Genomic DNA, 12,031 nt, shown 5'->3' on the forward strand with positions numbered 1-12,031 from the left:
TAGATCGATGGTGTGGACGGTGTCTTCAACGGCCCGAGCGATCTTGCGGCGTCGATGGGTCTGCTAAGTCAGCAGTCGCACCCTCAAGTGATGGCCGCGGTTCGGCGAGCGATCTCGGCTGCGCGGGCGGCAGGAGAGCCGGCAGGCGTGAACGCCTTCGATCCAACCGTGGCCCGCGAGTACGTCGCCGCCGGCGCCAGCTTAGTGCTGGTCGCGGCCGACGTGTCGGTGCTGGCGCGCGCCGCCGAGGGCATCGCCGGTCTGTGGGCCGATGGCGCGGCCGCCGGCGGGCGGGCGTCCGACTAAGAGCAGAGCGTCGTGAACGAGGCGACTGCGTCAGCCCAGAAATCGCGGTTCGGCGATCCCCGATGCGGCGACGTCGACCGTGAAGACGTCGCCGGCGCGCGGCTCGCCGGCCAGCTGCGTATCCGTGCGACCGAAACGAGCGGTCGTGATAAACAGCGTGGACAGGTCGGGCCCCCCGAAGGCCGGGCAGGTCGGGTTGCCGACCGCCACTTCGACGATCGCGTCGAGTGCTCCGTCCGGCGTGAACCGGACGACGGCGCCGCTACCCCACCGCGCGTTCCACAGACAGCCGTCGGCGTCGACCGTCGAGCCGTCGGGCAGGCCGGGATACTCCGTGCCGTCCGAGATCAGCACCGGGTCGTGGGGAACACCCTCATCGATGTCGTACGCGTAGGCGACGATCCGCCCCGTGGGCATGTCGGTGAAGTACATGCGCGTGCCGTCCGGGCTGAACGCGATGCTATTCGCGCAGGCGATGCCGTCGAGGATGCGAACGACCGCGCCGTCCGCGTCGAGCCGGTAGACGGCCGAGACCGCGCGCTGGTCGGCGGCCTCGTCCATGCCGCCGCAGACGAAGCGGCCCTGGCGGTCGACGCGGCCGTCGTTCAGGCGGGTCGTCGGCAGCTCGGGCTCGACCTCCGCGATGCGGCGCTCGATCTCGCCATCCTCGCCGAGCAGCGCAAATCCGCTCGCGAACGCCGCTACGTGGCCGCCTCCGGCGCGCAGACCGATGGCGCCGATGCGCTCGGGCAGCGTCGCCGTGATGAGCCCCGTTTCGCTGCCCCAGCGCTGCAACCGCGCGGCGTGGATGTCGACCCACGACAGCTCGGAGCGCTCGGCATCCCAGACGACGCTCTCACCCAAGCCGTCGCCGCTGCCGACGACCGGCTCAGCCGTATAGCGCGCGGCGCCCATCAGTGCATGACCAGACCCGCGGTGACGTTGATCGCCTGCCCAGTCATCGCGCTGCTGGCCGGGCCGGCAAGGAACTGGACGACGGCCGCGACCTCGTCGGCGGTGACGAAGCGACCCAGGGGCGCTTCGCTCTCCCAGCGCTCGCGCATGCCTTCGAGCGACACACCCTCGGCTCCCGCGTGGCGCCGCATGACGTCCTCGATGCGGTCGCCTTCGACGGGCCCCGGGCAGACTGCGTTGACGCGCACGCCGCGATCGGCGAGCTCGAGTGCGAGCGTCTGCGTGAGTCCGACGAGCGCCCACTTGCTCGCGACGTAGTCACCGCGATAGGGCAGGCCGCGCTTGCCGACGTTGCTGGAGAGATTCACGATCGCCGCTCCGTCGCCGTTCAGCAGCGGGATCACCTCGCGCGTGACCAGCATCGTGCCCGTGAGGTTGATGCGAAGAGTCTGCTCCCAGCCGCTGAGCGGCATGTCCTCGACCTGGTGGTAGTGGCCGTTCATGCCCGCGTTGTTCACGAGCACATCGATTCGGCCGTCGAGCAGTCGCCCGGCCTGGGCGACCGCGTCACGGACGCTCGGTTCGGAGGAGACATCGCACCGCACCTGATCTACCGTGGCGCCCCCTGCCTCGATGAGCTGGATCGTGTCCGCTGCGTCCTGGATGTCCGCGATCACGACGTGAGCGCCCTCTGAGGCGAAGGTGCGGGCGATCGCCCGGCCGACCCCCGCGGCGGCGCCGGTGACGAGGACATTCCGGCGTGCACGCGTCATGCTGTGGCCTCCGCTTCGCCCGACGTCTGCCCCATCGTGATCACGATCTTTCCGCTCGCCGCGCCGTCCGCCACCGCGAACGCCGCCGCTGCATCGTCGATGTCGTACACGTCCGTCACGAGCGCACCGAGGTCGACGTTCCGCTCCGACACGTACGACAGCACCCCCGCGAGTTCGTCGAGGCCGAAGACCCAGGATCCGATCACGGTCAGCTGCTTGTGGATGACCTGCTCGCTGACGTCGACGTCGACGTTGCCGCCCTCGCCGACGAAGGCCAAACGGCCGAGGACCGCCATGGCATCCAGCAGGTCGTGGCGGGCACGGCCGTTGCCCGACGCATCCAGACCGACCGACGCGCCGCCGCCGCTCCACTCGCGGATCGCGGCAACCGCATCGCCCTCGGCCGGGCTCAGCACGAGGTCGGCACCGGCCTGCTCGGCGAGCTCGCGCCGCTCGGCCGACATGTCGACCGCGGCGACCCGTGCACCGAAGTCCCTGGCGAACGCCACAGCGGCGAGACCGACCGGGCCGAGACCGTAGACGACCACGGTGTCGAGGCTCGTGACCGCGAGCTTGCGAAGGGCGTTGTAGGCGGTGCCCGCACCGCACGCGCAATAGGCGGCGACCGTCATCGAAAGGTCGTCGGGCACGCGGATGACGTCTCTCGCCCTCGCGACCATCGTCTCGGCGAAGGCGCCGTCGATGTCGAAGCCGTACGTGCGCTTGCCCTCGCAGTGCATGGGCAGGTCGCGCGTGCACCACGAACAGTGCCCGCAGCCGGAGATGTGGTGAACGATGACGCGGTCGCCGACCGAGAGGCCGACGACGCCGTCGCCGACCGCCACGATCGTGCCCGCCGGTTCGTGGCCGGGCACCGCGTCGGGATTGATCGTGACGCCGAGCCGCGGCTTGCCACGCTCCTCCGACGGCACACGGTACAGATAGTGCAGATCGCTGCCGCACACTCCGGCGGCCTCGATCCGCACCGTGACCTCGTCACGGCCCGCGGGTCGCTCCGGAGCCGTGATCACTTCGACCCGCCGATCGCCGGGGAAGAACAGACGCTTGGACATGATGCCTTTCGAGAGGTGTGAGAGCCCGGGGCACGGCGAACGCCGCGCCCCGGGCGATTGCTTCGCCTACTCCGCCGTGAGGCCGTACTGCTCGAGCACCGCCTCCAGCGTGGTCTTGCGGGCGGTTTCGACGTCGTCGACGTAGGACCCGACGTTCTCGGTGTCGACGAGCTGGGTGTCGAGGATGACCTCGGACTCCGCGTCGCCGTCGGTCGCGAGCAGGTACGCGAGCGCGATGGCGGTCGCACCCATCTCGTACGGCACCTGGTCGATCGTGAAGCCCATCACGCCGTCCTGAATGCCGGTGAACGCGTCGGGGGTCCCGTCGAAGCCGCCGAGCAGCACCTGGCCGGCGAGACCCTGCGACTTCAACGCCTCGAGCGCGCCGAGTGCCATGCTGTCGTTCGCCGCCCAGATGGCGTCGAGGTCGGGGTTCGCCTGCAGGATGTTCTCTGCGACGGTCTGCCCTTCCTCGCGCGAGAGGTTCGCGATCTGCGAGGCCACGACCTCGACACCGGGGTTCGCCTCAAGCCCGGCGGTGAAGCCGTCCTGTCGCTGCTGGATGATGTCGCGCCCGGGCGTCCCCTCGAGCACCGCGACGGTGCCGCCGTCGGGCAGGGCGGCGGCGACCCACTCGCCGGCGAGCTCGCCGCCCTGCTGGTTGTCGGCGACGACCGATGCATCCACATCGGTCGTGACATTGATGCCGTCGGTCACGACGGGGATGCCCTGATTGCGGGCCTCGTCGATCGCGCCGTTGATGGCGTCGGTGCTCGTTGGGTCGATCTGGATCACGTCGGGTCGCTGCGCGATCAGGTTCTCGATCGACGCGATCTGCGACGACGGCTCGTAGGGGCTGCTGGCGGGGTTGGTAACCAGGCGCAGCTCGGCACCGAGCGCGTCGGCCATGTCCTGCGCACCGTCTGCGAAGGCCGCATACCAGGGGTTGTCAAGCGTTGGCAGGCTCTGGCCGATAACGATCGTGTCCTCGTCGCCGCCCTCGCCGCCGCCCTCGCTGCCGCCCGCTGCGCCCGAGCAACCGGTCAGGACCAGTGCGGTGGAAGCCGCGGCGGCGATTAGGGCGGCGGTGCGTCGGGTACGTCCGTGCATGGGAACTCCTTCGTTCTTAGTCATTGGTTCTCCTGTTTCTCCAGTCGAGTCCGACTGCGAGCAAGATCAACCCGCCGACGAACAGGCCCTGGAAGTAGGGCGAGACGTTCAGCAGATTGAGACCGTTGTTGATGACGGTGATCAGCAGCGCACCGGCGATCGAGCCCCAGACCGAGCCGCGACCACCGCTGAGGCTCGTGCCACCGATGACGACGGCAGCGATCACGATCAGCTCGATGCCGGCACCGGCGGTCGGCTGGCCGGAGTTCTGACGAGCCGTGAGCACGACGCCCGCGATCCCGCCGAGCACGCCGAGCAGCGCGTACATCGTGATCTTCCAGCGGGGCGTGCGCACTCCGGAGAGGAATGCCGCCTTCTCGTTGCCGCCGATCGCGAACGCGTAGCGGCCGATCAGGGTGCGCCGGAGCAGCAGAGCGCAGATCGCCACGACCAGGAACGCGATGATGACGGGGGTAGGGATCGGACCGATGAAGCCCTGGCCGAGATACGTGAACGCCTCGGGGAGGCCCGAGATCGGCAGGCCTTGCGTGTAAGCGAGCGCGAGACTCGATCCGATCGTCATGGTTCCGAGCGTGGCGATGAACGCCGGGATCTTAAAGACCGCGACCGCGACACCATTGACCAGGCCGAAGACCAGGCCGATCGCGAGCGCGATGAGGATGGCTGTCCAGACCGGCGTGCCGCCCTGCATCATGCCCGCCGCGATGACGCCGGTCAGCGCGACCACCGACCCGACCGAGAGGTCGATGCCGCCCGCGATGATCACGAACGTCATGCCGGCCGCAAGGATCGCCGTGACCGCGCTCTGCCTGAGGATGTTGATGACGTTGTACTCGGTGAAGAACGCGTCCGTCAGCGCGCTGAAGATCACGCACACCAGCACGAGGCCGACGAGGGACTGCGACTTCGACAGGATGCCGAGCACGCGCTCTCGGCGCTCGAGCGCCGAGACGGCGGGCTTGGTGTTGTCGCCGGTGGCGACTTCGGTGTTAGAAAGCATGTTCCATGACCTCGTCTTCCGTCAGGCCGGTGTTGTTGAGAACTGTTGAGACGCGCCCCTCGCGCATGACGAGGATGCGGTCGGCAAGCGCGATCAGCTCCTCGGTCTCGGACGAGATCACGATCACCGCGGCGCCCTTTGCGGCCGCGTCGCGGATCATGCGCCAGATGCCCGACCGAGCACCCACGTCGACACCCTTCGAGGGCTCGTCGAAAATCAGCACCTTGTACTCGTCGAGCAGCCAGCGGCCGATGAGCACCTTCTGCTGGTTGCCGCCGCTGAGATAGGTCGTCGCCTTGTCGATCGTGCGCGGGCGCACGTCGAACGAGTCGACGCACTCGGTGGCCATGGCCTTCGCGGCCTTGCGCCGGACCCAGGTCGCGACCGAGAGCTTCGCGAGATGCGGCAGCACCACGTTGTCTTCGATACTCGAGCCGAGCAGGAGCCCCTGCGTCTTGCGATCCTCGGGCACGAGCACGAGCCCGGCGCGTATGGCCGCGTTCGGCGTGCGCGGCCGGAAGCGCGCGCCGTCGAGCGAGACCGATCCAGTGACACCGCGCTCCAGGCCTACGAGCGCACGAACGGTCTCGGTACGGCCGGCGCCGACAAGCCCCGCCATCCCGAGGATCTCACCCGGGCGTACGTCGAAACTGATATCAGTGACCTTCCCTCGCACGGAGAGCTCGCTCACGCTAAGCATGGGTGGGCCGGTGAATCGTTCGCCGTGGTCCGACTCGATCTCTCGCTTCTCGGCCTCGAGCTCACGACCGAGCATCGCCGACACGACCTCGTCGCGCGTGGTCTCAGCCGGTACGCGGGTGCTGAGCACCCTACCGTCGCGCATGATGCTGATCCGGTCCGAGATGCGGAAGACCTCGTCAAGCTTGTGGCTGATGTAGATGACCGCGATGCCGCGCGCGGTGAGGCGCCGGATCGACTCGTGCAGGCGTTCGATCTCTGCCGACGAGAGTGCCGCCGTCGGCTCGTCCATGATGATCAGCCGAGCGTTGGTGGCGAGCGCCTTGGCGATCTCGACGAGCTGACGTTCAGCCGTCGTCAGATCGGCGACGACGGTCGTCGGCTTGGCCCGTGATCCGATCTCGGCGAGCGCGGCGGCTGCGCCCGAGCGGATGCTCCGGGCGTGCTCGAAGAGAGCCGTCTCGGGCTCGCGGCCGAGGAAGATGTTGCTCGCACAGTCGAGGTGCGGAATCAGGTTCAGCTCCTGGTAGACGGTGCTGATGCCGGCTCGCACGGCGGAGCCGGGGTCCTTGAAGTCGGCCGGCGCTCCCTCGAACGCGACCGAACCGGCGTCCGCCTTGTGCACGCCCGCCACGATCTTGGTGAGCGTGGACTTGCCGGCGCCGTTCTCGCCGAGAAGCGCGTGCACCTCACCGGCGCGCACGTCGAAGTCGACGCCCCGCAACACGCTGTTGCCGCCGAAGCTCTTGGTCACTCCCCGCACCTCGAGGAGGGGTGGTGTGGTCATGCGACTGGGCCTCCGTTGATCCCATCAAACGCGTCTCTGCGGTCGCGCTCTCCATTGAATGTAGGATCAAACTAGAACCTACTCCGCCAAATGTCAAAAGACTCAGCGGACTTGCGTTCGTGATAGATAGGCTTCATCCTATGTTTGGGAGGTAGTGATGCCGCTTGACAGCGCCGCTCGGGTCTTCGAAGACCTCGAGCGCCATCGAATCGTTCCGGTCGTGTCGATTGAGAACGAAGCACACCTCGACGCGCTCGCCGGGGGCCTGGCCCTGGCGGGGCTGCCCATCGTCGAGATCACCCTGCGGAGCGCGTATGCGCACCGCGCGATCGCCCGAGCGTCGTCGACGCACGCCCTGCGCGTGGGGGCCGGATCGGTGCTGACGGTCGACGACGCGAAAGCCACCGCCGACGCGGGTGCGTCTTTCATCGTCTCACCGGGCCTGCACAGCGGCGTCGTGGATTGGTGCCTCGACAATGGGATGCCGGTGTTGCCGGGCGTGGCGACCGCGACCGAAGTGCTCGCCGCTCGCGAGATGGGCCTGCGAACGCTGAAGTTCTTTCCTGCCTCGGTGATAGGCGGCGCAGCGTGGCTCGCCGCGATCGCCGGCCCAATCCCCGATATGCGTTTCGTCGCCACCGGCGGCATCGACGCCGCCAGCGCTCCTGGTTTCCTCGCGCGACCCAACCTGCTTGCCGTCGGCGGCAGCTGGTTCCTGCCGAAGGGTGCGTCCTCGCGCGACCCGGAGGCCACCGCCACAGGAGTTCGCGACGCCCTCGCCGCGCTGACGAATCCTTTGACGCGATGAGCGGCGTGCTCACCGACACGCGCGCAGGACACGAGTTCGATCTCGTCTCGCTGGGCGAGGTGCTGCTGCGACTCGACCCGGGCGAGGGGCGCATTCGCGATGCCCGAACGTTCGAAGCGCACGTCGGCGGCGGCGAGTTTAACGTCGCCTTCGCGGTCAGCAACTGCTTCGAGCTGCGCACGGGCGTGGTCACGGCACTCGCAGACAACGAGGTCGGCGCGCTGATGAGCTCGCTCATCCGACAGGGCGGCGTCGACACCTCCCTCATTCAGCGGCGTGACGACGGCGGTACGGGGATCGGCGCCAGGAACGGCCTGAACTTCACGGAACGCGGCTTCGGTGTGCGCCCGGCATACGGCGTCTCGGACCGCGCATTCAGCGCGGCGGCGAGGCTGGCGCCGGGCGAGGTGGATTGGGATGACCTGTTCCGACGTCGCGGGGTGCGCTGGTTCCACACCGGCGGCGTGTTCACCGCGCTCTCCCCGTCGTCAGCCGCACTGACGCTGGAAGCGGTGCGGGCTGCCAAGTCGCACGGGGTGACGGTGTCGTATGACGTCAATTTCCGGCCGAGTCTCTGGCGCGCCCTCGCAGACCCTGCAGACCATGCAGCGACCACGCGGGAGATCTTCCGGTACGTCGACGTGCTCATCAGCAACGAGCCGGAGTACCTGCTCAGCGTCGGCGAGACCGTCGTCGATGCATCCGACGCTCAGGCCGAGCGCTTCCTCCGCATGGTCGAACGCGCACGCAAGGATTTCCCTAACATCGCGCTCATGGCGGCGACGCAACGCACCATGCGCTCGGCGTCCGTAAACGATTGGGGCGCGATCGCGTGGTCCGACCGCACCGGCGTCGTGCACTCATCGGTACGTGAACGCCTCGACATCCTCGACCGGGTAGGCGCGGGCGACTCATTCGTCGCCGGCCTCGCGTACGGCCTGCTCACGGGGGCCGAGCTGTCATGGGCGCTCGAGCTGGGCGTCGCACACGGCGCGCTTGTGATGACCACGCCCGGGGACACGTCCAGCGCACGGCGAACCGAAGTGGAGGCGCTCGCTGCCGGTAGCGGCATCAGGGCCGTACGGTAATGCCAGGCACGAGGAGGGAAGGGAACGTCCGATGAGACAGAATCTCTCGCAGTCGGTCGCCGCTCAACTCCTCGCGTCCGTGAGCTCGGGGGAATTCGCGGTCGGCGACAAACTGCCGACCGAACGCGAGCTCATGGTTCGGTACGGGGTCGGTCGCAACACGATCCGTGAAGCCGTCCAATCACTCGTCGCACAGTCGATCTTCGACGTACGGCCCGGCCGCGGCACGACGGTGTTGGGCGTCGACGGCAGGCGGGCGATCGAGCGCGAACACCTCGAAAGATTACTCACCGACACGGCGGTGGACGACCTGTACGAGTTCCGGATGCTGCTCGAGACCGAGGCAGCCGCACGCGCGGCCGAGCGCGCCGGTCCACAGGAGCGCGCCGAGGTCGCAGCGGCTCTGCGTCGATACGAAGAAGCCGCCGAGGCCGGTGTCGACGCGTACCGCCGAGACGTGGAGTTCCACGCCGCCGTAGCCAAGGCCTCGATGAACTCCGCCTACTCCGCAGCCCTGGCCGCGGTGTCCAACACGCTCGTCGCGGTACGTCGCGCGACCGACACGGTGCCCGGCGCAGTCCAGCGCGCCAGCATCGAGCACCAGGCGATCGCCGAGTTCATCCTCGAGCGCAATTCCGAAGGCGCTCGCGCGGCAATGGTGGTGCACATCGAGACGGCTCGTCGCACTCTCGCGGTCGCCCGCGCCGCGCAGCGCCACGGCGATTCTGCCCTCTGACGTCTCGAGTGCGATTGACCGCGGTGACGTACCTGTGCTTATGTAGAAAACCAGTTTTCTACCTTCTTTACGAGAGGCAATCCGCATGAGCACCATCGCGAGTGTCGAGACCGACTTCTACCGCGTCGACCTCCCAATCACCCTGACTGACTCGACCCACGGCCTCATCCCGCACTTCGAACTCGTCATCGTGCGAGTCACCGACAGCGACGGCGCCGTCGGCACGGGCTACACCTACACCGTGAACTCCGGCGCCGGAGCAATCGCGGTGCTCATCGACGAGTACCTCGTGCCGGCCGTCATCGGGCTCGATGTGGATCTCACCGAACTCTCGTGGACGCGCATGTGGTGGGCCACGCACTACGCCGGGCGCGGCGGACACGCCACCTCGGCGATCTCGGCCATCGACATCGCGCTCTGGGACCTCCGAGCACGCCGCGACCGCAGCCCGCTCTGGCGCTATTTCGGCGGATACGACCCGAAGGTCCCGGTGTACGCGGGCGGTGTGGATCTGCAGTTCTCCCTGCCCGAGCTGCTCGAGCAGGCTGACCGCTTCCAAGCCGAGGGGTTCCGCGCGATCAAGATGAAGGTCGGCCGCGCGCGCCTCCGTGAGGACATCGAGCGTGTGGCGGCGATGCGCGAGCACCTCGGCGACGACTTCCCGCTCATGGTCGACGCGAACATGCAGTGGTCCGCGGACGAGTCGGTCCGCGCCGCGCGGTCGTTCGCCGAGTTCGGGCTCGTTTGGCTCGAGGAACCCACGATCCCCGACGACATCCCGGGTCACCTCCGCGTCCTCCGCGACGGCGGGCTGCCCCTCGCGACCGGCGAGAACCTCCACACTCTGCACGAGTTCCGCGCATTCATCACCGCGGGTGCGGTCACCTTCCCCGAGCCCGACGTCTGCAACGTCGGCGGCATGACCGTCTTCCGCAAGGTTGCGGCGCTCGCCGAAGCGCACAACCTGCCCGTGACGTCCCATGGCGCGCACGACCTGACGGTGCATCTGCTCGCCGCTGCCCCCAACCGCAGCTACATGGAGGCGCACGGATTCGGCCTCGAACGATTCCTGCGCGACCCTCTCGTCATCGAAGACGGCTTCGCGATCGCCCCGGAGCGCGACGGACATGGGCTCGAGTTCGACTACGAGGCCCTACGCCCGTCGCGAATCAGCGCACGCACCTCCGCGTGAGCCATCCGCTTCTCCCATCTCACTGAAAGGACACCCGCATGACCTCGGAGCACTCTGATTCCTGGACGCTGCTGAGCGGCCCGCTGGGGCCGGACGTGGGCGGCAGCCGCCGCCCGGGCGAATCCGCACGACCGGTCGAGAACCCAGCCGACCTCGAGATCATCGCGACCGTGGGCGACGCGACGGCCGACGTCGCGGACGAAGCGGTCGCGGTGGCCCGCGCCGCGCAGCCGGCGTGGGGGCGGAAGACCATGGCGGAGCGCTCCGACGTCCTGCGCGGCGTGATCGCCGAGGTCGAGCGCCACAGCGAAGAGCTCGCGGCGATCGTAGTCGCTGAACAGGGCAAGACGATCACCGAAGCCCGCGGCGAGATCGCCGGCGTCCGGAGCTTCTTCGACTTCGCGGCGTCGCGCCACCGGTATCGCGACCTGGGCGAGGTCATCGCCCCGACCGCCGATCGGCGCATGCTCACTGTGACCGAGGAACCGCTCGGCGTCGTGGCCGCGATCACGCCCTGGAACTTCCCGGCCGCGATCTTCGCCCGCAAGGTGGCGCCGGCGCTCATGGCCGGCAACGCGATCGTGCTGAAGCCCAGCGAGATCACCCCGCTGTCGGCGCTGGCCCTCACCGAGTTGTGCCACCGCGCCGGAGTGCCGGTCGGCATCGTCAACGTCGTGCCCGGCGACGGACTCACCGTCGGCGACCGGCTGGCGAAGCACCCCGGCGTCGACCTCGTCACGATGACGGGTTCGACCCGCGCCGGGAAGCAGGTGCTCCAGGCCGCGTCAACCTCACTGACTCCCGTATCACTCGAACTCGGCGGCAAAGCGCCGTTCATTGTGTTCGCGGACGCCGATCTGGACGCCGCCGTCGATGAGGCGGTGACCGCGCGCTTCCAGAACTGCGGGCAGGTCTGCACCTGCAATGAGCGCACCTTCGTGCACGCGTCCATCGCCCACGTCTTCGAAGCCAAGCTGCGCGCCCGTGTCGACGCACTCGTCGTCGGCGACCCGCGTTCCGAGCACTCGCAGATGGGGCCGAAGGTCTCCGCGGCAGAGCTGGAGAAGGTCGACGCGCTCGTGCAATCTGCGATCGACGCGGGAGCCCGGGTCGCGACGGGCGGGGCACGGCTCCCTTCCGCGGGCGACGGACATTGGTACGCCCCGACCGTGCTCACGGACGTGCGGGACGACATGGACATCATGACCCGCGAGATCTTCGGTCCGGTCCTCCCGGTGACGACGTTCGACAGATACGACGAGGTAATCGCGCGTGCGAACGCGAGCGCGTTCGGCCTGACCTCCTACGTCTTCACGACCGACTTCGCCACGGCGATGAACGCCACCCGGGATCTTGAATTCGGCGAGGTCTACGTCAACCGCACAGGCCCGGAGGAGGTCCAAGGCTTCCACACGGGGTGGAAGGAATCCGGCATGGGCGGCGAAGACGGCGAGCACGGCTACCGGCGGTACGTCCGCAGCCGCACCACCTACCTCGACTTCACGCGGCGGGTCGAGGACTGA

12 protein-coding genes and 1 pseudogene are annotated in these 12,031 nt (G+C 68.4%); 7 read left to right on the plus strand and 6 right to left on the minus strand.

Going from position 1 to position 12,031, the window contains the following annotated elements; translation table 11 throughout:
- Window positions 1-12: 12 nt before the first annotated feature.
- Window positions 13-306, plus strand: a complete 294-nt coding sequence (locus J1M46_RS11260; protein ID WP_342384360.1) for an aldolase/citrate lyase family protein — start codon at window positions 13-15, stop codon at window positions 304-306.
- Between the two features lie 30 nt (window positions 307-336).
- On the opposite strand, the gene J1M46_RS11265 is transcribed toward J1M46_RS11260, so the two are convergent.
- From J1M46_RS11265 to J1M46_RS11290, 6 genes are all read right to left on the minus strand, one after another.
- Complete coding sequence (locus J1M46_RS11265) at window positions 337-1,221, minus strand: SMP-30/gluconolactonase/LRE family protein (RefSeq protein ID WP_206447884.1); 885 nt, start codon at window positions 1,219-1,221, stop codon at window positions 337-339.
- On the minus strand, window positions 1,221-1,994 hold the full coding sequence (locus J1M46_RS11270) for an SDR family NAD(P)-dependent oxidoreductase (RefSeq protein WP_206447885.1): 774 nt from the start codon (window positions 1,992-1,994) through the stop codon (window positions 1,221-1,223). Before J1M46_RS11270 ends, J1M46_RS11265 begins: the two co-directional genes overlap by 1 nt.
- Window positions 1,991-3,067, minus strand: a complete 1,077-nt coding sequence (locus J1M46_RS11275; RefSeq protein ID WP_206447886.1) for an alcohol dehydrogenase catalytic domain-containing protein — start codon at window positions 3,065-3,067, stop codon at window positions 1,991-1,993. The genes J1M46_RS11270 and J1M46_RS11275 overlap by 4 nt, the downstream gene beginning before the upstream one ends.
- A gap of 66 nt (window positions 3,068-3,133) precedes the next feature.
- Window positions 3,134-4,177, minus strand: a complete 1,044-nt coding sequence (locus tag J1M46_RS11280) for a sugar ABC transporter substrate-binding protein (RefSeq protein WP_206447887.1) — start codon at window positions 4,175-4,177, stop codon at window positions 3,134-3,136.
- 16 nt (window positions 4,178-4,193) lie between these two features.
- Complete coding sequence (locus J1M46_RS11285) at window positions 4,194-5,198, minus strand: ABC transporter permease (RefSeq protein WP_206447888.1); 1,005 nt, start codon at window positions 5,196-5,198, stop codon at window positions 4,194-4,196.
- On the minus strand, window positions 5,188-6,684 hold the full coding sequence (locus J1M46_RS11290) for a sugar ABC transporter ATP-binding protein (RefSeq protein ID WP_206447889.1): 1,497 nt from the start codon (window positions 6,682-6,684) through the stop codon (window positions 5,188-5,190). Before J1M46_RS11290 ends, J1M46_RS11285 begins: the two co-directional genes overlap by 11 nt.
- 157 nt (window positions 6,685-6,841) lie before the next feature.
- Between J1M46_RS11290 and J1M46_RS11295 the strand changes: the two genes are divergently transcribed.
- The 6 genes and pseudogenes from J1M46_RS11295 (at window position 6,842) to J1M46_RS11315 (ending at window position 12,031) form a co-directional block, all read left to right on the plus strand.
- Window positions 6,842-7,492, plus strand: a complete 651-nt coding sequence (locus J1M46_RS11295) for a bifunctional 4-hydroxy-2-oxoglutarate aldolase/2-dehydro-3-deoxy-phosphogluconate aldolase (protein WP_206447890.1) — start codon at window positions 6,842-6,844, stop codon at window positions 7,490-7,492.
- The gene (locus tag J1M46_RS11300; RefSeq protein WP_206447891.1) at window positions 7,489-8,580 is read left to right on the plus strand and encodes a sugar kinase; all 1,092 of its coding nucleotides are present in this window, start codon (window positions 7,489-7,491) and stop codon (window positions 8,578-8,580) included. The genes J1M46_RS11295 and J1M46_RS11300 overlap by 4 nt, the downstream gene beginning before the upstream one ends.
- A 31-nt stretch (window positions 8,581-8,611) precedes the next feature.
- Window positions 8,612-8,803: pseudogene (locus J1M46_RS15935) on the plus strand (FadR/GntR family transcriptional regulator); the annotation flags it as partial.
- Between the two features lie 12 nt (window positions 8,804-8,815).
- Complete coding sequence (locus J1M46_RS11305; RefSeq protein WP_241249100.1) at window positions 8,816-9,316, plus strand: FadR/GntR family transcriptional regulator; 501 nt, start codon at window positions 8,816-8,818, stop codon at window positions 9,314-9,316.
- Between the two features lie 85 nt (window positions 9,317-9,401).
- Window positions 9,402-10,508: a mandelate racemase/muconate lactonizing enzyme family protein gene (locus J1M46_RS11310; protein WP_206447893.1), complete on the plus strand. Its 1,107-nt coding sequence runs from the start codon at window positions 9,402-9,404 to the stop codon at window positions 10,506-10,508.
- Window positions 10,509-10,546: 38 nt separating this feature from the next.
- Window positions 10,547-12,031 (plus strand): aldehyde dehydrogenase family protein, encoded by a 1,485-nt coding sequence (locus J1M46_RS11315; RefSeq protein ID WP_206447894.1) that lies wholly within the window; start codon window positions 10,547-10,549, stop codon window positions 12,029-12,031.

Origin of the sequence: Agrococcus sp. KRD186 (genome assembly GCF_017168255.1) — a bacterium.
In the GTDB taxonomy this organism is placed as follows: Bacteria; Actinomycetota; Actinomycetes; order Actinomycetales; family Microbacteriaceae; genus Agrococcus.